Raw genomic sequence first — 17,661 nt, 5'->3', positions numbered from 1 at the left:
TCTCCTGGTTGGGTTTGTCTGTCGTTGGTATGAAAAGGGGTTTGGCGGGGCAGGGCGAGGCGTGGCCGGCTCAGGCAGCGGCAAAGCCGCCGTCCATGTTCCAGTGTGCGCCGCGCACCTGGGCGGCCTGCTCGCTGGCCAGGAAACCGGCCAGCGCCGCCACCTGCTCCACGGTCACGAAGGCCTGGGAGGGCTGCTTGGCGCCCAGCAGCTGGCGCGCCGCCGCGTCGGCATCCAGCCCCTCGCGCGCGGCCAGCGCATCGATCTGTCGTTGCACCAGTGGCGTCAGCACCCAGCCGGGGCAGATGGCGTTGCAGGTCACGGGCGTGGTGGCGAACTCCAGCGCCACCGACTTGGTCAGGCCGATCAGCCCGTGCTTGCTGGCCACATAGGCCGGCTTGCGCGCCACGCCCACCAGCCCGCTGACCGAGGCGATATTAATGATGCGGCCCCAGCCGCGCTCCAGCATCTGCGGTGCGCAGGCCTGGATGGCGTGGAAGGGCGCCGACAGGTTGACGGCCAGCAGCTCGTCCCACTTGCCGGCCGGGAATTCGAGCAGCGGGCTCACATGCTGCATGCCTGCGTTGTTGACCAGGATGTCGATGGCGCCCATCTCGGCCGCAATGCGCTGCGCCAGCGGTGCGATGGCGCAGCCGTCGCGCAGGTCCAGCCCGTAGTGGCGCACCGGCACGCCATGCGTTTGGGCGATTTCGCGCACCAGCGCATCGGTCTCGGCCGATGCGGCGGCCTGGCCATGCAGCGCGATGGCTGCGCCCTCGCTGGCCAGATGGCGCGCCACGGCCAGGCCGATGCCGCTGGTCGAGCCGGTGATCCAGGCCACGCGGCCCGCATGCGGGCGGCTAGCCGGGGAGGAGGGGGTGGGGTTCATTTCAGGAGATCCATTTCCATATGCACGTACTCGCTGAGAAAGCGGACCCGTGCCCAGTAGATCAGCAGCCCATCGGCGTTGCAGGCCCAGCGCAGCGCCTGCATCAGCGGCGTGCCCAGGGCCACGCCCAGGTGCTCGGCGGCCAGTTCGTCGGCCGGCGCCACGCTCAGGTGCTGGCGCGCCACGGCAATGCGCGAGGGGTCGCTGCTCAGGGCCACGGCCAGGGAGCTGCGCTGCAGCTGGGCCTCGATCTCGGGGAACAGTTCCTGCTCCAGGTACAGCTGCGACAGGCAAAACCGCGCCGCGTCATGGTCGTACACGCGCAGCAGGTGCACGTAGGCGGGGGCCATGCGGCCCACGTCGGGGAAGCCTTCGGGAATCGGCGGCAGGCAGTCCCGCCCGGTGTGCAGGGTGATCTGGCCGATGTGGGCGCCAAAGGCCACCAGCTCCTTCCAGCTGGTGGGCAACAGAAAGGACGGCGGCTTGTAGGGCGCCGCAATCACCCGCGTGCCGCCGCGCTTGCGCGTGAGCAGCAGGCCCTCTGCCACCAGGGCGCCCAGCGCCATGCGCACCGTGGTGCGCGACACGCCATGCAGCGCCTGCAGCTCCTGCACCGTGGGAATGGCGCTGCCTACGGGCCAGGCGCCCGTGGACACCTTGCTGCGGAACAGCCGCGCCAGCTGCAGGTGCAGCTTGTCCCGGCCTTGTTGAGGGGCCGACGCGGTGGAGTTGGAGGGCATGAAGGCAATAAAGTATCTATTCAGTGCTTTTATTTTTGCACAAAGCAATAGCCCTGACAGCCTGCACTGACGCCCGTCGTTGACAAATGTCTTCAATTGGACAGGCCGAATGACTTTTAAACTGCGGCCCTTTTTCCGTTTTTCGAACGTTGGCCAGAGCGGCCGTTGGGTATTTCATGCAGCAGCAACATGCTTGGGAGTTTTTTCGCGCCGGTGGAGTGGACCAGGTGGTCATCCGCACCGGGCAGGACATTGCGCACATCGGCGAGCTGGACCAGAAGCTGTGGGTGGCCCTGGCCTGCCCCACGCGCGGGATCGAGTTCGACAGCGACACGCTGGACCTGATCGACGAAGACAAGGACGGCCGCATCCGCCCGCCCGAGCTGATCGCCGCCTGCCAATGGGCCGTGGCGCGCGTGCGTGACCCCCAGGTGCTGGCCGATGGCGGCGACGTGCTGCAACTGTCCAGCCTGGAGCGCAACAGCGAGCAGGGCGCCCTGCTGCATGCCGAGGCCGAGCGCATGCTGGCCCTGTCCGGTCAGGCCGGCGGCTCCGCGTTGAGCCTGGCCCAGGTGCGCGAGCGCCTGGCCTCCCTGGCGGCCATGCGCTTCAATGGCGACGGCATCGTCAGCCCCGCCACCGCCGAGGGCGACAAGGCACTGGCCGAGCTGATCGAACGCATTGGCAAGGCCTACGGCACCACTGCCGGCGCCGACGGCGTGGCCGGCATCGCGCGCCAGCAGGCAGAGGCCTTCTATGCGGACCTGCGCGCACTGCGCGACTGGCATGCGGGCGCCGAGGCCCTGGGCTGCGGCATTGCCGAGCGCGACCAAGCCCTGGCGGCGGCCCGCGCCGTGGACGCGGTCCAGGCCAAGGTGGACGACTTCTTCGCACGCACACGCCTGGCCGCCTTCGACACGCGTGCGCAGGACCCGCTCAACCCCTCCGTGGAGGGCTATGCCGCCCTGGGCCGCGAAGTGCTGGACAGCGGCGCCCAGGCCATTGCCGCGCTGCCCCTGGCCGCCGTGGCGGCCGACCGCGCGCTGCCGCTGGCCCAGGGCGTCAACCCCGCATGGGCCGGCGCGCTGCAGGCGCTGCGCGAGCAGGCCGTGCAGCCCGTGCTGGGCGAAGACCTGCAGGAGATCACCGCCGCGCAGTGGGAGCAGGTCAAGGCCGCCCTGCAGCCCTGCCGCCAATGGCTGGCGGCCCGGCCCGCCACGCCGCTCGATGCCCTGTCTCAACAGGAGGTGCAGGCGCTGCTGGACGGCGGCCAGGAAGCCGCGCTGCTGGACCTCATCGCCCAGGACGAGTCCGAAAAGGAACACAGCCTGCAGGCCGTAGCGCTGGAAAAATTGATCCGCCTGCAGCGCGACCTGCTGGCGCTGCTCAACAACTTCGTCTCGTTCAGCCTCTTTTACCGGCGCGAGGGCGCGGCCTTCCAGGCCGGCACGCTCTACCTGGATGCCCGCAGCTGCGACCTGACCGTGGAAGTGAGCGACACGGCTGCCCATGCCGCGCTGGCCGGCCGTGCCAAGACCTGCCTGGCCTACTGCGAGCTCCGGCGCGAGGGCAAGAAGAAAGCCATCGTCGCGGCCTTCACGGCGGGCGATGTGGACTTTCTCTTCGTGGGCCGCAACGGCGTGTTCTATGACCGCGCAGGCAACGACTGGGACGCCACCATCGTCAAGCTCATCGAGAACCCCACCAGCATCGGCCAGGCCTTCTTCCTGCCCTACAAGAAATTCCTGCGCATGGTGGAGGAACAGGTGGCCAAGCGCGCCTCGGCCAAGGAAGAAGGCGTGACCGCCAGCCTGGGCACACAGGCCGGCCAGCTGGTCACGGCGCCCGGCACCGCAGCGGCCAGCGCCGCCACGGCCACGGCGGCCGCCGCCCCGCGCAAGACCGATGTGGGCACCGTGGCCGCCCTGGGCGTGGCCCTGGGCTCCATCAGCGCCGTGCTGGTGGGCATCTTCGGCAAGTTCATCGACCTGGGGCCCTGGATTCCCGTGGCCCTGGTCGGCCTCATCGCGGCCATCTCAGGGCCCAGCATGATGATTGCCTGGCTCAAGCTGCGCCAGCGCAGCCTGGGGCCCATCCTGGACGCCAGCGGCTGGGCCATCAACGGCCGCATGCGCATCAACCTGCCGCTGGGCCGCAGCCTGTCGCAGACCGCCAAGGTGCCGGTGGGCGCGCGGCGCACGGCGGGCGATCCCTATGCGGAAGGCAATGGCCTGCGCAACACCCTGGTGGCGCTGGCCGTGGTGGCCTTGCTGGCGCTGATGGCCTGGCGCCTGCACTGGATCGATGGCCTGCTGCCCGCCGGCTGGCAGTACGGCGCGGCACCGGCCGCTGTGCCGGCTGCGCCAGAGTCCGCACCTGCGCCTGCGCCAGCAGCGGCACCGGCACCGGCAGCGGCACCGGCACCTGCAGCGACGGCTCAATAAGTCGATGCCAAGGGGCGGGCAAGCCACTTGCCCCGCCCCGGTCGGGAAACCTCAAGGCGCGACAATAGCGCCATGACCACCCCCACCCACGTACAACGCAGTGCCGTGCCCCTGAGCACGCACGACACCACCCGCATCGACGACCTGCGCATCAAGGCCGTGCGCCCCCTGATCACCCCGGCCCTGCTGCAGGAATGGCTGCCCGCGCCCGAAGCCGCGCAGCAACTGGTGGAAACCAGCCGCGCCGCCATCTCGGACGTACTGCAGGGCCGGGACGACCGGCTCATCGTCGTCGTCGGACCCTGCTCCATCCACGACCACGACCAGGCCATGGACTATGCGCGCCAGCTCAAGGCCCAGGCCGACGCCCTGGCCGGCGAGCTGCTCGTGGTCATGCGCGTCTACTTCGAGAAGCCCCGCACCACCGTAGGCTGGAAGGGCTACATCAACGACCCGCACCTGGACGGCAGCTTCGCCATCAACGAAGGCCTGGAAATGGCCCGCGCCCTGCTGCTGGACGTGCTGGCCCTGGGCCTGCCCGTGGGCACGGAATTCCTGGACCTGCTGTCGCCGCAATTCATCAGCGACCTGGTCAGCTGGGGCGCCATCGGCGCGCGCACCACGGAAAGCCAGAGCCACCGCCAGCTGGCCAGCGGCCTGTCCTGCCCTGTGGGCTTCAAGAACGGCACGGACGGCGGCGTCAAGGTGGCCAGCGACGCCATCCAGGCGGCCAGCGCGCCCCACGCCTTCATGGGCATGACCAAGATGGGCCAGTCTGCCATCTTCGAGACCCGCGGCAATGGCGACTGCCACGTCATCCTGCGCGGCGGCAAGCAGCCCAACTACGGCGCCGAGCATGTGCAGGCCGCCTGCGCCCTGCTGGAAGGTGCGGGCCTGCGCCCGCAGGTCATGATCGATGTCTCCCACGCCAACAGCAGCAAGCAGCACCGCCGCCAAATCGACGTGGCGGCCGACGTGGCCCAGCAGATCGCCGGTGGCGATGCCCGCATCACGGGGCTGATGATCGAAAGCCACCTGCAGGAAGGGCGGCAGGACATCGTGGACGGCCAGCCGCTGGCGCATGGCGTGTCCGTGACCGATGCCTGCATCAGCCTGGAGCAGACCGTGCCTGTGCTGCAGCAGCTGGCTGCGGCGGTGAAGGCGCGGCGGGCGAAGCTGCGGGGGTGAGTTGACTGGCCGGGTCTGTTTGGGACCCGCGTCAGACAAGGGAGCAGTCCTGTCCTTCGGCAGGACTGCAATGCTGCAACCGCTACAGCGCAGTGGCGTGCATACAGGTCGCCGATGTAAAGGCAGGGTCGGCAGACTGCGAGATCTCATTCAGATGCTTGGGCAGCGTATGCTCGCATCACGCTTTTCAGACCAGTCCGATTGCGTCATGCATTTTCGCATTGAATGATTGATTTTTATATCGGCTCAAGAGATTTTCTATTGTTGCATCCAGTGTATCTCAAGGATTGCGCCGATATGTTTGTCCATATTCCGCAGTGACAGGGATGGCGGGCAATGAATAATGAATGGCAGCTTCAACGTAACCCAGGATCTTCATTTCAAAGAATTCGGGTCATATATCATGGGTTTTGATTCTGCGGAGGAGGGATAGGTATGAGGCCTGGTGATGCAAAGCGGGTATTTGACCTCGCAGTTGGGCGCTCCGCACCACCGCTTGCCTCCATGGTCACCATTTTTGCCATTAGTTTCCATAGCCCTACTCTTGTTGCCCAATTCAGCATCGCCCTTTCCTTTGCTTCACTTTTCTTTGTGTTGCCGGCGAGTATTGGCGCCATCTTCTTTTCGGAAATAGCTGCCAGCAAAGATAAGGGGCAATCCGATTCACTCATCAGTTTGCTATTCTGGTTGGTCCTCTTGTACACCGGGGTTTGTTTTATTCTGGTGTATTGGCTTCCTGTTATCTCGAAAACCCTGATATCCGGTTTGCCAGAGGAACTGTTGGATGGGGTCGTATCGCAGGCAAGATTGATAATTCTGTGTATTCCATTCTTCGGAATCATCAATGTATGTAGCTGCGTTCTTGAGTCAAGATCACATACTGCCATCGTTGCGAAATTCAGAATGTGGCAGGTTTTTTTCCATGCAGCCTGTGTGATTGTTGTGCTGGTGCTGCTTGGGAGGAATGAGTGGATGAGTGATGACTCGGTCGCTCTTGCCTATCTGTTCAGTGACATCATTTTTTCCATTGCCGCATATGCTTTGATGCGGAAATACTGTCAATTCAGTTTTTCATTCAATTTTCGTGGATTGCCTGGCAGAAGAATATTTTCCGTTTTGATTCCTGGTTATGCCAATTCTTTCTTTGGAAAATATCTGCTTTATATATTGTCAATGTCTGTTGCAGGGCTGGGTGCAATGTATTCTGCAATTCAATCCCAAGCTTTTGCCATATTGCTGTTGGCAGAGCTGCCTGCCATGGGAGTCTGTGCTCTTCTGGCGATGGAGATATCAAAAAATCGTGGAAGATGGGCAGTGCAATTTCAGTTCATAAAAGATTCTTCTTCATTGATGATTTATTGTGCCATTATTCCGGCTGTTGCATTGCTTGTATTCATGCTGTTCTATGAAATATCGATGGCCAATGGTTATCAAATTGTCGGTGAGGGGTTCCTTTCCTTGGTGTGCAAAGGAGTTACGGATGTGGGGTTTTTCTATGCGGCAGCAATTTCTGGCGGGCTAGGTCTTTATTGGTCGTCAAGAATCATTTTTTGGGTTGTTTACGCATTGGTGTTTTTTGCCCCGATGTCATTGGGATTTCATGGCTCCAGTTATTCCATGATCAGTTATGTTTTCTCATTTTCTTCTCTCCTGTCCTGTGCGCTGTTGGTCCTGCTTATCCGCAACAGGCGAGATTCCCTATCCGAAGAGAAAATTGGCTTGAAGCAGAGCCTGTAGCAGTGGTGGCCCTTGGCGAGGTGATCTGTCCTTCGGCAACCCCGCAACCGCCACGACGCAGGCGCTGACATACGGGGTGGGGAGGCGGCGGGGGCGCCCTCAGGCCCGCACGGGCCTGGGCTCCAGATTGCGCGCCGTGCCCAGCCAGGTCGCGCAATGCGTTTCATGACCATCCTCGGCCACCGCGAACAGGTCGGCTGCGCAGATGCTGAGCACGCGGCCGGCATCCACCACGCGGCCGCGCGCCCGCAGGTGGGTGCCGCGTGCGGGGGCGAAGAGCTTCACGCTGCCGTCCACCGTGGCATTGGCCCAGCCGGCAGACAGCAGTGAACCTGCGGCCGACACCGCCGCAAAGTCGCCCAGTGCAAAGACCGCCGTGGCCTGCAACTGGCCCGGCTGAAAGCACAGGGCATCGGCAATGGGCATCTCCAGCTCGGTGGCTCCGGGCTCGGCACGCACGAAGCGCAGGCCCAGGGTGCGCGCCATGGGCATGGCCAGCACGGTGTTCTGCAGCGCCTGGGTGGATGGGGTGGGGTGCGTGGTCGGCTCAGTCATGGCCTGTCTCCTTCGTGGTGGGTGAAGCGGCACGGCGCACGCGCGGCCAGGGCGCGGCGGGTTTGTCGGGTGCGTTGGATGGGGCCGGTGCCGTCTGCGCCAGATCCCGCTCGGCCTGGCGGGCGCGCAGCCACTGCACATGGTCCAGGGCCTGGGCGCGCTGGGCCTGCAGCGCAGCGATCTGTTCGTCTATCTCCTGTACGCGCTGCTGCACGGCATCGGCCAGGTCACCGGGGCCTATGCGCCCCGCACGCCAGGCGCGCAGGTTCTCGGCAATGCGCGGCAGCCCGAACCCCAGCGCGCGGGACATGGCGATGAACACCACCTCGCGCCGGGCCGAGCGCGGATAGTCGCGGTAGCCATTGGGCAGGCGCCGGGGCTTGAGCAGGCCCGCGCGCTCGTAGTGCCGCAGCGCGTGGATGGAGACGCCCGTGAGCCGGGCGAGTTCGGAGATCAGCATGTGCCAAGGCTAGCAAGGCTCGTGCTGGGCTAGGGTTGGGAAGGGGACAGGTTTTTTTCTATCGCTGTCTCTTGCCAGTCGTCTTCAAGCCGGCTGCGCGGCAGGCCTCATCACGCGCGCCGTGAACCGGGCCATGAACTCGCGCGTGACAATGCGCCCGCCCAGGGCCGTCAGGTAGTTGGCGCAGCCGTGCACCACCGATGCGCGGTTGTCGCCGAAGGCTTTCAGCCCCAGGCGAACCACGTCTTCGCTGGATGCTTTTTTCCCGAAGGATGCGGCCTCGCCGGCGCGGGCGAAGAACGCCGTGTCGGTAGCGCCCGGGCACAACGCCAGCACGCGCACGCCGCGCGGCCGGTACTCGGCCCAGAGCGCTTCGCTGAACGAAAGGACAAAGGCCTTGGTCGCGGCGTAGACCGCCATGTACGGGACCGGCTGAAACGCTGCCGTGGAGGCGATGTTGATGACGCCGCCCTGGCGCTGCTCCAGTGCGGGGAGACACAGGTGCGTCAATTCCACCAGGGCGCCCACATTCAGGTCGATGGCCTCCCGCTGTATGTCCAGCGCCAGTTCATCAAACCTGCCGTGGGTGCCGAAGCCGGCGTTGTTCACCAGCAGGTCCGGCAGCAGGCCCCTGGCGCTGACGGCCTCGAAGACCCGCCGGGCCGCCCCGGGTGCGGCCAGGTCCTCCACCAGGAATTCGGCGCCGGGCAATTCGCGGGCGAGCTTCTCGAGCCTGTCGCGGCTGCGCGCGATCAGCACGACTTTGGCGCCACGGCGGGCAAGCTCCCTGGCGAATACTTCACCGATGCCCATGGAGGCGCCGGTCACCAGGACGGTTTTCTGGGAGAAATCAAAAGGGGTTTTCATGCACTCGAGTATTGCGACGGGGGGCCCGCCTGGGAATGGGCAGCGCTGGTAAGCTGATTTGCATTCATGAAAAACCAACCGCCCACCACCTGGGATGACCTGCGCGTGCTCCTGGCGCTTCACCGCCACCAAAGCCTGCTGGCCGCAGGCGCGGCCCTGGGCCTGTCCACCTCCACCGTCGCGCGGCGCATCGAGGCGCTGGAGCAATCCCTGGGCCGCGCCCTGGTACACCGCAGCAGCGCAGGGACGACGGTCGAGCCCGATGCGATGGAACTGGTGGAGCTGGCCGAGCAATTCGAGCTGGGACTGGGCGGCATCAAGCGCGACGACCGGCCCGCTGAGAAGGCCCATGCGCTGACCGGCACCATCCGCGTCAGCATGGGCGAAGGCTTCGTGAAGCCGGTGACCGCCGTGCTCTCGCAGTTGAGAAGCGCGCACCCCGGGCTGCATATCGAAGTGGCCGTGGAGTCGCGCTTCACGGATGTCGGGCGGCGCGAAGTGGACGTCGCGCTCCGGGTCGGGCGCTCCAGCTCGGCCGTGGTGGTGGAGAAATGGGCGGGGCAACTGACGTTTGGCCTGTACGCCTCGCACGGCTATGTCGAGCAGCGCCTGCCGGGTCGCCGCCTGCGCGTGCAGGACTTCGCCAGCCACGATTTCGTGGGACAGGACCTGGCCACCGGCCGGCAGGACACCTCCAACCTGTGGCTGGCCAGCCGGGGCGCCACCCGGTTCGTCTTTCGATCCGCCTCCGACCTGGCCCGCCAGGAGGCCACGGAGCAAGGCCAGGGCATCTGCCTGCTGCCCGACGCCATGGCCCATGCCGTGCCCGGCCTGGCACGGCTGGAGGTGGATGCGCCGCTGCCGTCCTGCCCGGTGTACCTGGCCTATCACCGCGACCGCCGCAACGTGCCGGGCGTGCGGGCAGTGATCGACGCGCTGGGCGCGGCGCTGGCTGAAGGGCTGCAGCCGCCCGCAGAAAAAGCCGAAGCGGCCAACCCTGCCGCGCAGTCATGACAGGCCCGGTCTTTCCAGACCGTTCAAGGCGAGGGCGCGGACGACGGACCCGGTGAGCAGCCAGGACCATCGTTGGCCGTCGATCCCAACGAAACAAGAATGGGCAGTGGCTGGCGCGAAACGACCCGTTGTGGTCGTTCGTGCCTCGGCGCCTGCAACCGCTCAATCCTTGAGCAAGCGCGCCTTCACCGTTCGCCCCTTGATCTTCCCGCTATTGAGCCGGGCAACCACGTCATGCGCAATCTTGCGGTCCACGGCCACATAGGTTGCGAACTCGTTGATGTCGATCTTGCCCACTTGCTCGCGGGTGTAGCCCAGGTCTGCGGTGAGCGCGCCCAGCACATCGCCCGGGCGGATCTTGTCCTTGCGGCTGGCATTGATGTGGATGGTGGCCTTGGATGGCAGGAGCCGGCCGCCGGGAGTCGGCGTCAGCTCGTCCAGCGGGTACCAGACGGATGGGCTGCCCTGCATCTGCTCGATGTTTCCGACCGCGCCCATTTCGTCCATCGTCGCAAGACTCAGGGCCAGGCCTTTCTGGCCGGCGCGGCCTGTGCGGCCGATGCGGTGCACGTGCACTTCAGGGTCGGGCGTGATGTCCACGTTGATGACGGCGCCCAGATTGGTCACATCCAGCCCGCGAGCCGCCACATCGGTGGCGACCAGCACGGAGCAACTGCCGTTCACGAAGCGCACCAGCACCTGGTCACGGTCACGCTGCTCCAGATCGCCGTGCAGCTCCAGCGCGCTGTAGCCCTGGGCCTGCAGCAGCTCGGCAAGGGCCCGGCAGCGCGCCTTGGTATTGCAGAAGGCCAGCGTGCTCTCGGGCCGGAAATGCTCCAGCAGGCGAGCCACCGCAGGCAGCCGCTCTTCCTTGTCCACCTCGTACCAGCGCTGCTCGATCTGCTCGCCGCTGTGCTGCGCGGCGACCTTGACCGTGACCGGGTCACGCATGAATCGCGCGGCCAGCTTGGCGATGCCTTCAGGGTAGGTTGCGGAGAACAGCAAGGTCTGGCGCTGCGGGGGGCACTGCTTGGCGACCTTGGCGATGTCATCGACGAAACCCATGTCGAGCATGCGATCCGCTTCGTCGAGCACCAAGGTGTTCAGCGAATCAAGGTTCAGATTGCCCCGGTCCAGGTGATCGATCACACGGCCGGGCGTGCCCACGATCACGTGCGCGCCGTTCTCAAGGCTCGCGTTCTGGCCGCGCAGCGGAACGCCGCCGGACAGGGTCACCACCTTGACGTTGTCTTCCGCACGCGCCAGGCGGCGAATCTCGGTCGTCACCTGATCGGCCAGCTCGCGGGTGGGGCAGAGCACCAGGCCTTGCACCGAGAAATTGCGCGTATCCAGCTTGGCCAGCAGCGCCAGGGCAAAGGCTGCGGTCTTGCCGCTGCCGGTCTTCGCCTGGGCGATCACATCCTTGCCTTCAAGCGCAGGGGGCAGGCTGGCGAGCTGAATCGCCGTCATTTCAAGGTAGCCGAGCCGCTCAAGATTGGCGAGCGTGGCAGGCGAAAGCGCAAGTTTGTCGAAGGAATGGGGGGAAGCCGAGGGTGCAGTCATGGCGGCATTTTAGTTTTGGCGCTCTCAGGACCGGGGCGCGGCACGCTGGTCACTGAGAAAGAACAGGGGCTTGCTGGGCCATTGACGTGCATGGTGGAAGTCCTCAGGTGATTGGCTATTTTGGCTAACCCAACCACCGCGTGGGAAGGGCCTCGCAGGTCGGACGCGGCGTTTGAAGCGTCAGCAACAGGGTGCACAAGACGTACCCCGCGGTCTTTAGCGACGAAGACCTGGCCAAGCGCGTCGAGCGCGCGGTCTTCAAGGCCTTTGAGCTGCTGCCGCGCCTGGATGTAGTGGCCCGATGAATTCCTGAGGGCACATGTCAATTCGGCTTTCGGATCTCTGGATGCAACTTGCGCCTTAGCCGGTTGTTGTTGCTGCATGAATGGCGCTTGGGGCTATGGCAGGTTCAGGCTCGCTGGTGCTCGTTGCGCATTTGCCAACAGATAGCAACCAGCCTGAAGCTGCCGGCCAGCAGTCGGCTGGCGACCCATATCAGAAATTCAGATCGCACTGACGCGGAAGTTGGAACCTTTGGAATTGAGCTGCTGAGCAGCGGCGGAACACGGCTCTTGCCTCCTGAATATTGCTTAGAGATCTCTTCGCTTCCCGCCCGTGTTCGTGACCTCAGTCTTCTTTGTGTGGCCTACGTGCCGAACGCCGCCATGAAGACCCGTACGGCCTCGTGCAGAAGAGCCTTGTTTTCTCGGGAATCCGGCATCTTGAGCTTCAGCAATCCGCGGATGTGCCCGGAGCCCATGAACATCGACAGGAACAAGTCAGCTGCCTGCAGGGGATTGCGCACCTTCAGCGTACCTGCCGCATGGGCGAGTTGAAGGTAGGCCGCCAGCTCGCCGTTCACACGCTCCGGGCCTTCCTTGTAGAGCCCCTGGCACACTTCTGGCTGCGCCCCCGCGACGCCGTAGACGGAACGCAAGGCCCCCAGAGCGTCCTCCCCGCGCGATAGCTCCAGAAACCGGGCGCCGATCGCCAAAAGCGCCTGTTCCGGCTGGTTCGGGTCCAGCTCCCCTGCGCCCGCGACTCCTGCCATTACTGCCACCGTCTTGTCGCGCACGACGGCATGGAAGAGCCCTTCCTTCGAGCCGAAGTTGCTGTACACGGTCATCTTGGACACCCCGGCGTCCGCAGCGATGGCGTCCACGCTGGCACGTTCCAGGCCATGCTCGTTGAAGTGCTTTTGCGCCGCTTCCAGGATGCGCCTGCCGCGCTCGGGATCGCGCGGTCGCCCGCGTTGAGGCTTGGAGTCAGAAACAGGAGGGCGGGCCATGGTCTATTTAATGTACTTGACGGTTCAATATATCCCATGCACATTAATGTACATGCTAGTACAGAAATTGGTGCCGATCCGAGGAGGCCATATGGCGCAACCAACACAGGACTGGACTTCGCAGCAGCGGGCTGCATCGGTCTGTTCCTCCGCTTGCCGGTCCAACGCAAGGCCCCGGTAAAACCTTATCAAGACGAGGAAACTGCAATGGCAAAGCAAAACGCCCACCAGATCGCCGACTGGAACGGCCCAAGCGGGGAGCGATGGGTCGTCAACCAGGCCCGGCTCGACGCCATGCTGGCGGTTTTTGGACAGGCCGCTATTGAGGCAGCCGCACCCGTGAAGGGCGAGCGCGTGCTGGATATCGGCTGCGGCTCAGGCGCGTCGAGTTTTGCGCTTGCCAGCCTCGTTGGTGCGCAGGGCTGGGTGCTGGGCGTGGACGTCTCCGAGTCGCTTATCGAACGAGCGCGAGCGCTGGCACCGCCGGACACGACGGCCCGATTTCAGGTGGCCGACGCCAGCAGCGCCAAGCTGCCCGAGGGCGAATTCGACATTCTGTTTTCGCGTTTCGGCGTGATGTTTTTCGACGATCCAGCGGGGACATTCGCGCATATGCGCCGCGCACTCAGGCCGGGAGGCCGGGTCGCTTTTGTGTGCTGGCGCGGCGTGGCCGAGAACGGGTGGGTGCGTCTCCCAATGGATGCGATCAAGGCAATAGTCCCGTCGACCGCCTCGCCTCACTCCGAAGCGCCCGGCCCATTTTCTTTCGGCGATCAGGGGCGGGTGGCCCGCATTCTGACGACAGCCGGATTCACCGAGATTGCTATCGCACCCTTGGACGCCTCTGTGCCCTTCGGCGAAGGCGAGACACGGGACGCAGCGATTGACGACGCGGTGCAGTTGGCGGTCGAAGCGGATCCTCTTTCGCGCGTGCTCGCTGACCAGCCCAGCGAACTCCGTATCCGTGCTTTGGCCTTGATTCGTGCTGCCTTTGAGGGCCTCAGCATTGAACGGTCAGTGATGACCGACGGCGCGGCGTGGATCGTCACGGCGCGCAATCCTTTCCATCCACCACAAGGAGTACATCACCGTGAATGACGTCATCATCATCGGCGGCAGCTTTGCCGGCCTCGCCGCCGCCCTGCAACTCGGTCGTGCCCGCCGAAAGGTCACAGTTCTGGATACTGGCCTACCGCGTAATCGATTCGCTGACCACTCGCATGGCCTGCTCGGCCACGATCACAAGCCACCGCTGGACATCCTGGCCGAGGCTCGGCAGCAACTGGCGCGGTATCCCACGGTCCGTCTGGTCAATGCCCGCGCCGAGAGTGTGTCTGGAGCCATTGACGATTTCTCCGTCCTCACTGGCGATGGCGTATCCCTCAAGGCACGGCGCCTCATCCTGAGCTATGGCGTCACCGACCAGATGCCTGAAGTTCCCGGCTTTGCCGAAGGCTGGGGCACTTCAATCGTGCCTTGTCCTTATTGCGACGGCTTTGAAGTCGCCGGTCGGCATTGGGGCCTAATCTGGTCTGGTCCTCCTTCGCACAACTACGTCAGGCTATACCACGATTGGACTGACACGCTGACGGTCTTCGCCCATGGTCACGACATTCCACCCGATATCCGTGCCGATCTGGCGCGCCGCAGCATCCCTGTCATCGATGGCCGAGTCACCGAAATCGATCATGACGAGAGCCATAACGCCACTATCAAGCTCGACGCCGGACCCCCAGTCGCGGTCGATATCCTGTTTGCGCATCCACGCAACAAGCCGTCCGCACGTCTGCATGAATTGCTGGGCCTCGCCATGGTCGATACCCCCCTGGGCACCGCCCTCAAAGTCGATGAGCGCCGGGAAACCAGCATGCCTGGCGTCTACGCCGCTGGCGACCTTGCCAACCCGCTCATGCACTCGGTCACCTTGGCCTCATCGCAAGGTGCGATGGCAGGAATCTTTGCCCAGCAGTCGATGCTGGTTTGAGAAGACGCATATGGGGTTCGAACACTTGACCTGTTTTGGCCGTTTGCGGCCGGGCCCTCTGAGAAGAGCTGCCTCCATCAGCGACATCAACACGCAGTCAGCCATTTCTTACCGCTCAGTCCTGCCAACAGATCTTCCTACGGCTGCGCAAGGCCCCGGCAGCCCGTTCGACCCCATCGCCCAACCACCAAACCCAGCAGAGCTTTATTTCGATTGCGCCCTACTGCCGCGAGCCAGCTTGCTCCACGCTAGGACCACCTCGGCAAGGTCATCGTCCTGGCAGTAAAGGGTGAGAAGAAGGCACGCCGAGAACTTGCTCAATCCGATGCGACGCCTCCACGGTCGGCCGTGTAGTCCGTTCCATATTTGCTCCTCCGAATGGCCGCAGTCTTTGCATCCAGGCTGGAGACAACCATCACCGCTTGCCTTCCGTTCTACGAATTCCGTAGAGACGCCCCTCGCCGATTCAACGAGCATCGCAGGATGCCTCATCATCCCGATCCTTCAACGGCTGCTTCTGGCGCGCCTCGGCTCGACGACCTCGCCATCGACGCCGTCCTGCACATGGGCGCCGCGCTGGATGTGCTGGACCTGCACGCTCGCCAAAAGGTCACGGCCATCAATTGCGTGTGCCGGGATCTGCTGCGCATCTACTACGTGAAGGCCGATCAGGCGCAGTCGCTGGAGCCGCAGGACAAGGAGTTGGTGGGCCTGCTGCACGACACGGCGGTGAACCTGGGCTATGCCATCGAGGTGGTGGACCATCTGAATGGGGATGAGGCCGACGACCCCATCCTCTATGCCGTGAGCTATCTGCTCAAGGCGGCCAAGCGGTTTGCGGATGAGGGCTTGTCTACTGCGGTGTCGTGATGGGTGAGTGCGCGAACATGTTGCCTGCGCTTCACATGCAGGGAATCTGCGTGCGTTGGGAGGCTGCAGTTCGCCGGAGCCATGAATTCGTGCACTGTGGCGACGGAGTTTTGAACAGAGCCATGCTCGTCGCTGCAGGCTCGTACTGATTGGGCTTTTTTTGGCGACGCTAGAGGCTTGGCGTTGGCAACCGTTCCCTATGCAGCTACGCCTTATGTCGGCGCAGAACGGCGAAGCTGCGATGCCGAATCCGTTGGGAAATGTGCTTGTTTTCAGATACCCGGGCCAGCGCTTGAAGCACATCAGCGTTCACTGGTGCACCTTGCTCCAGCCATTCGATGGCCAGGCCCGGCCAGTAGTCGGAGGCTTCGTAGCCCAGGCCGGCCAGGACGATTTCAACGGGCGATGCACTGCCTGAATAGGCTTGCAGCGGGTGCTCCAGATGCAAAAGCAGGATGCGCGTGTCCATTGGGTTGAATTTCAAAGTTTTGCTGCGGGGCTGCATTCATTGAATCCAGTTGCCACGCCTGGCATGAGTGCGCGTCCATCCGTCATCGATCTTGCCGCCGTTGATCTCGCAGGAAGCTGGCGTCTGCGTCGTGCCCTGCACTCTGGCTCCCGTGTGGTTTGTCATGGAAACGGGGGCGGCAATCACGAGGGTCACCACCCGGCGATCCTTGGTGGCGCTCAGGTACGTGGCGCCCGGGGGCAGGCCGGCCTTTTTCTGGTACCAGTCAAGACACATGCGCGCTTCTTCCTCCAGCATGGAGGAGGGCGATACAGCCTGTGGTGCGGGGGCTGACGCGGGCTTGGTGGCGGGCTCGGTCGGCATCGCATCCCGCAAAGGCCTGGAGGATGCAGGGGGCGGGTCCAGTTGCATGGGCTTGGCGGTGGTGCCTTGCGGGCAAGGGGCATCCTGGTACCAGGTTTTTCCATCGCTAAGGCATTTCATGACGGCTTGGGCATCGGGGGCCAGGCCGGCTGCTGCCCCCATCCACAGCAGGCTTTTCAGCAGGGCGGTCTTGTTTCGGGTTGGCTTGAGGGCAGTGCGGATTGCAGGATTGCCGCCGCCAATGGATGCATGGGCCATTGAGTCTCCAATGAAGTGAACTGGCTGCTGCGAGCCTTTGCCCTCGGTATTGCCGATGCGCTGCGGGGCTGGAAATGACGGGTTTCCTGACTCTTTTTCGGCCCCGTGCAGCGGTTATACGTCAGCCACTTCAACCCACCAATTCACCTGCCGAGCCAGACTTCCTTGAGCAGGCCTTGTCGGTGACGTTTGCCATGGGCCGCTTGCATTTGAAATAAGTGGTTGCTAAAGTGTCGCCATGCCCGAGAACGACATTTTCAAGGCCCTGGCCGACCCTACGCGCCGCTCCATCTTCGAGAAGCTGGCCGCTGGCAGCATGCATGCCAGCGCGCTGCGCGAGGGAATGGAGATCAGCCAGTCGGCCATGTCCCAGCATCTGGCCGTGCTGCGCAATGCGGGGCTGGTGAGCGAGCAGCGCCAGGGGCGCTTCATGCATTACGAGGTTGATCCCGAAGGGCTGGCGCAGATTGCGGGCTGGCTGGCGAAGTACCGCGCCTACTGGCCGCAGCGCGTGGATGCACTCAAGGGCCTGCTCAAGGACATGGACCAATGAACAAGATGAGCAATATGGACACCGACGATGCGGACCGCGAGCTGGTGCAGGAGTACGCGCTGGACGCCCCGCCCGAGAAGGTCTGGCGCGCGCTGAGCATTCCCGAGCTGCGCGCGCAGTGGCTGCCGGGCACCGAGCATGCCGAGCCGCTGCTGCAGGTGCCGCAGCAGGAACTGCGCCTGCGGCTGCGCGAGGCGGAGCCGCCCTTTCTGGAAAGCACGGTGGACCTGCAGATCAGCCCCGGCGCCGATGGCGGCACGCTGCTGCGCATCGTCCATGTGCTGACCGACGCGCGGGTGCAGCCCGCCAGGGAAGCGGCCAATGACGGCGGCTTCCTGATGTACGCGACCTGATACACGCGACCTGAGGGCCCCGGCAACGGGGCATGCGGCGCAGGGCCGCAGCCCTTTCTTTTTTCA

19 protein-coding genes are annotated in these 17,661 nt (G+C 64.2%); 9 read left to right on the top strand and 10 right to left on the bottom strand.

Annotated elements, in window-relative coordinates:
• Nucleotides 1-70: 70 nt before the first annotated feature.
• Both ACF8LI_RS02840 and ACF8LI_RS02835 read right to left on the bottom strand, forming a co-directional pair.
• Nucleotides 71-889, bottom strand: a complete 819-nt coding sequence (locus tag ACF8LI_RS02840; RefSeq protein WP_392414090.1) for a 3-hydroxybutyrate dehydrogenase — start codon at nucleotides 887-889, stop codon at nucleotides 71-73.
• Nucleotides 886-1,629 carry a GntR family transcriptional regulator gene (locus ACF8LI_RS02835; protein WP_016450321.1) on the bottom strand — a complete coding sequence of 248 codons (744 nt, stop codon included), beginning with the start codon at nucleotides 1,627-1,629 and terminating at the stop codon, nucleotides 886-888. Before ACF8LI_RS02835 ends, ACF8LI_RS02840 begins: the two co-directional genes overlap by 4 nt.
• Before the next feature lie 176 nt (nucleotides 1,630-1,805).
• Here ACF8LI_RS02835 and ACF8LI_RS02830 point away from each other — a divergent pair, with 176 nt between their 5' ends.
• The 3 genes from ACF8LI_RS02830 to ACF8LI_RS02820 all read left to right on the top strand — a co-directional run bounded on the left by ACF8LI_RS02830 (nucleotide 1,806) and on the right by ACF8LI_RS02820 (nucleotide 6,998).
• Entirely contained in the window at nucleotides 1,806-4,073 is a 2,268-nt protein-coding gene (locus tag ACF8LI_RS02830) for a hypothetical protein (RefSeq protein ID WP_392414089.1), read from the top strand.
• Nucleotides 4,074-4,145: 72 nt separating this feature from the next.
• A complete protein-coding gene (locus ACF8LI_RS02825; protein WP_016450323.1) occupies nucleotides 4,146-5,261 on the top strand; it encodes a 3-deoxy-7-phosphoheptulonate synthase in 1,116 nt (371 codons plus the stop codon).
• A gap of 435 nt (nucleotides 5,262-5,696) precedes the next feature.
• Nucleotides 5,697-6,998: a multidrug transporter MatE gene (locus ACF8LI_RS02820; protein ID WP_392414088.1), complete on the top strand. Its 1,302-nt coding sequence runs from the start codon at nucleotides 5,697-5,699 to the stop codon at nucleotides 6,996-6,998.
• A 99-nt stretch (nucleotides 6,999-7,097) separates the two neighbouring features.
• On the opposite strand, the gene ACF8LI_RS02815 is transcribed toward ACF8LI_RS02820, so the two are convergent.
• The 3 genes from ACF8LI_RS02815 to ACF8LI_RS02805 all read right to left on the bottom strand — a co-directional run bounded on the left by ACF8LI_RS02815 (nucleotide 7,098) and on the right by ACF8LI_RS02805 (nucleotide 8,880).
• Complete coding sequence (locus ACF8LI_RS02815; protein ID WP_392414087.1) at nucleotides 7,098-7,553, bottom strand: PaaI family thioesterase; 456 nt, start codon at nucleotides 7,551-7,553, stop codon at nucleotides 7,098-7,100.
• The gene (locus ACF8LI_RS02810) at nucleotides 7,546-8,013 is read right to left on the bottom strand and encodes a MerR family DNA-binding transcriptional regulator (protein WP_016454514.1); all 468 of its coding nucleotides are present in this window, start codon (nucleotides 8,011-8,013) and stop codon (nucleotides 7,546-7,548) included. The genes ACF8LI_RS02815 and ACF8LI_RS02810 overlap by 8 nt, the downstream gene beginning before the upstream one ends.
• Before the next feature lie 84 nt (nucleotides 8,014-8,097).
• Complete coding sequence (locus ACF8LI_RS02805) at nucleotides 8,098-8,880, bottom strand: SDR family NAD(P)-dependent oxidoreductase (protein ID WP_392414086.1); 783 nt, start codon at nucleotides 8,878-8,880, stop codon at nucleotides 8,098-8,100.
• Nucleotides 8,881-8,946: 66 nt separating this feature from the next.
• Between ACF8LI_RS02805 and ACF8LI_RS02800 the strand changes: the two genes are divergently transcribed.
• Entirely contained in the window at nucleotides 8,947-9,894 is a 948-nt protein-coding gene (locus ACF8LI_RS02800; RefSeq protein WP_392414085.1) for a LysR family transcriptional regulator, read from the top strand.
• Between the two features lie 162 nt (nucleotides 9,895-10,056).
• Here ACF8LI_RS02800 and dbpA read toward each other — a convergent pair whose 3' ends face one another.
• The 3 genes from dbpA to ACF8LI_RS02785 all read right to left on the bottom strand — a co-directional run bounded on the left by dbpA (nucleotide 10,057) and on the right by ACF8LI_RS02785 (nucleotide 12,745).
• A complete protein-coding gene (gene dbpA, locus ACF8LI_RS02795; protein WP_016454517.1) occupies nucleotides 10,057-11,457 on the bottom strand; it encodes an ATP-dependent RNA helicase DbpA in 1,401 nt (466 codons plus the stop codon).
• Entirely contained in the window at nucleotides 11,454-11,840 is a 387-nt protein-coding gene (locus tag ACF8LI_RS02790) for a hypothetical protein (RefSeq protein ID WP_392414084.1), read from the bottom strand. Before ACF8LI_RS02790 ends, dbpA begins: the two co-directional genes overlap by 4 nt.
• 263 nt (nucleotides 11,841-12,103) lie before the next feature.
• Nucleotides 12,104-12,745 (bottom strand): TetR/AcrR family transcriptional regulator, encoded by a 642-nt coding sequence (locus ACF8LI_RS02785; protein WP_392414083.1) that lies wholly within the window; start codon nucleotides 12,743-12,745, stop codon nucleotides 12,104-12,106.
• Between the two features lie 207 nt (nucleotides 12,746-12,952).
• On the opposite strand from ACF8LI_RS02785, the gene ACF8LI_RS02780 reads away from it, so the two are divergent.
• The 3 genes from ACF8LI_RS02780 (at nucleotide 12,953) to ACF8LI_RS02770 (ending at nucleotide 15,599) form a co-directional block, all read left to right on the top strand.
• On the top strand, nucleotides 12,953-13,843 hold the full coding sequence (locus ACF8LI_RS02780; RefSeq protein ID WP_392414082.1) for a class I SAM-dependent methyltransferase: 891 nt from the start codon (nucleotides 12,953-12,955) through the stop codon (nucleotides 13,841-13,843).
• Nucleotides 13,836-14,729 (top strand): NAD(P)/FAD-dependent oxidoreductase, encoded by an 894-nt coding sequence (locus ACF8LI_RS02775; protein ID WP_392414081.1) that lies wholly within the window; start codon nucleotides 13,836-13,838, stop codon nucleotides 14,727-14,729. Before ACF8LI_RS02780 ends, ACF8LI_RS02775 begins: the two co-directional genes overlap by 8 nt.
• Before the next feature lie 483 nt (nucleotides 14,730-15,212).
• Nucleotides 15,213-15,599: a hypothetical protein gene (locus ACF8LI_RS02770; RefSeq protein WP_392414080.1), complete on the top strand. Its 387-nt coding sequence runs from the start codon at nucleotides 15,213-15,215 to the stop codon at nucleotides 15,597-15,599.
• A 205-nt stretch (nucleotides 15,600-15,804) separates the two neighbouring features.
• Here ACF8LI_RS02770 and ACF8LI_RS02765 read toward each other — a convergent pair whose 3' ends face one another.
• Nucleotides 15,805-16,068: a hypothetical protein gene (locus ACF8LI_RS02765; RefSeq protein WP_017407892.1), complete on the bottom strand. Its 264-nt coding sequence runs from the start codon at nucleotides 16,066-16,068 to the stop codon at nucleotides 15,805-15,807.
• A gap of 36 nt (nucleotides 16,069-16,104) precedes the next feature.
• Nucleotides 16,105-16,689, bottom strand: coding sequence for a DUF4124 domain-containing protein (locus ACF8LI_RS02760; RefSeq protein ID WP_046240533.1), 585 nt, complete (start codon nucleotides 16,687-16,689; stop codon nucleotides 16,105-16,107).
• A 238-nt stretch (nucleotides 16,690-16,927) separates the two neighbouring features.
• Between ACF8LI_RS02760 and ACF8LI_RS02755 the strand changes: the two genes are divergently transcribed.
• Together ACF8LI_RS02755 and ACF8LI_RS02750 are read left to right on the top strand one after the other, a co-directional pair.
• Nucleotides 16,928-17,242 carry a helix-turn-helix transcriptional regulator gene (locus ACF8LI_RS02755; protein WP_012203973.1) on the top strand — a complete coding sequence of 105 codons (315 nt, stop codon included), beginning with the start codon at nucleotides 16,928-16,930 and terminating at the stop codon, nucleotides 17,240-17,242.
• The gene (locus ACF8LI_RS02750) at nucleotides 17,239-17,595 is read left to right on the top strand and encodes an SRPBCC domain-containing protein (RefSeq protein ID WP_017407890.1); all 357 of its coding nucleotides are present in this window, start codon (nucleotides 17,239-17,241) and stop codon (nucleotides 17,593-17,595) included. The genes ACF8LI_RS02755 and ACF8LI_RS02750 overlap by 4 nt, the downstream gene beginning before the upstream one ends.
• The last annotated feature ends 66 nt before the right edge of the window (nucleotides 17,596-17,661 follow it).

This window comes from Delftia sp. WSY_12, assembly GCF_043104645.1.
Lineage (GTDB): Bacteria > Pseudomonadota > Gammaproteobacteria > Burkholderiales > Burkholderiaceae_C > Comamonas > Comamonas tsuruhatensis.
Note: the sequence above shows the minus strand (reverse complement) of the source record. Positions and strands in the feature narration are given on the sequence as shown.

Excerpts from the sequence above, each read along its gene's own strand:
- ACF8LI_RS02840 (WP_392414090.1), bottom strand. The coding sequence starts at position 889 with ATGAACCCCACCCCCTCCTCCCCGGCTAGCCGCCCGCATGCGGGCCGC.
- ACF8LI_RS02835 (WP_016450321.1), bottom strand. The coding sequence starts at position 1,629 with ATGCCCTCCAACTCCACCGCGTCGGCCCCTCAACAAGGCCGGGACAAG.
- ACF8LI_RS02830 (WP_392414089.1), top strand. The coding sequence starts at position 1,806 with ATGCAGCAGCAACATGCTTGGGAGTTTTTTCGCGCCGGTGGAGTGGAC.
- ACF8LI_RS02825 (WP_016450323.1), top strand. The coding sequence starts at position 4,146 with ATGACCACCCCCACCCACGTACAACGCAGTGCCGTGCCCCTGAGCACG.
- ACF8LI_RS02820 (WP_392414088.1), top strand. The coding sequence starts at position 5,697 with ATGAGGCCTGGTGATGCAAAGCGGGTATTTGACCTCGCAGTTGGGCGC.
- ACF8LI_RS02815 (WP_392414087.1), bottom strand. The coding sequence starts at position 7,553 with ATGACTGAGCCGACCACGCACCCCACCCCATCCACCCAGGCGCTGCAG.
- ACF8LI_RS02810 (WP_016454514.1), bottom strand. The coding sequence starts at position 8,013 with ATGCTGATCTCCGAACTCGCCCGGCTCACGGGCGTCTCCATCCACGCG.
- ACF8LI_RS02805 (WP_392414086.1), bottom strand. The coding sequence starts at position 8,880 with ATGAAAACCCCTTTTGATTTCTCCCAGAAAACCGTCCTGGTGACCGGC.
- ACF8LI_RS02800 (WP_392414085.1), top strand. The coding sequence starts at position 8,947 with ATGAAAAACCAACCGCCCACCACCTGGGATGACCTGCGCGTGCTCCTG.
- dbpA (WP_016454517.1), bottom strand. The coding sequence starts at position 11,457 with ATGACTGCACCCTCGGCTTCCCCCCATTCCTTCGACAAACTTGCGCTT.
- ACF8LI_RS02790 (WP_392414084.1), bottom strand. The coding sequence starts at position 11,840 with ATGCAGCAACAACAACCGGCTAAGGCGCAAGTTGCATCCAGAGATCCG.
- ACF8LI_RS02785 (WP_392414083.1), bottom strand. The coding sequence starts at position 12,745 with ATGGCCCGCCCTCCTGTTTCTGACTCCAAGCCTCAACGCGGGCGACCG.
- ACF8LI_RS02780 (WP_392414082.1), top strand. The coding sequence starts at position 12,953 with ATGGCAAAGCAAAACGCCCACCAGATCGCCGACTGGAACGGCCCAAGC.
- ACF8LI_RS02770 (WP_392414080.1), top strand. The coding sequence starts at position 15,213 with ATGCCTCATCATCCCGATCCTTCAACGGCTGCTTCTGGCGCGCCTCGG.
- ACF8LI_RS02765 (WP_017407892.1), bottom strand. The coding sequence starts at position 16,068 with ATGGACACGCGCATCCTGCTTTTGCATCTGGAGCACCCGCTGCAAGCC.
- ACF8LI_RS02760 (WP_046240533.1), bottom strand. The coding sequence starts at position 16,689 with ATGGCCCATGCATCCATTGGCGGCGGCAATCCTGCAATCCGCACTGCC.
- ACF8LI_RS02755 (WP_012203973.1), top strand. The coding sequence starts at position 16,928 with ATGCCCGAGAACGACATTTTCAAGGCCCTGGCCGACCCTACGCGCCGC.
- ACF8LI_RS02750 (WP_017407890.1), top strand. The coding sequence starts at position 17,239 with ATGAACAAGATGAGCAATATGGACACCGACGATGCGGACCGCGAGCTG.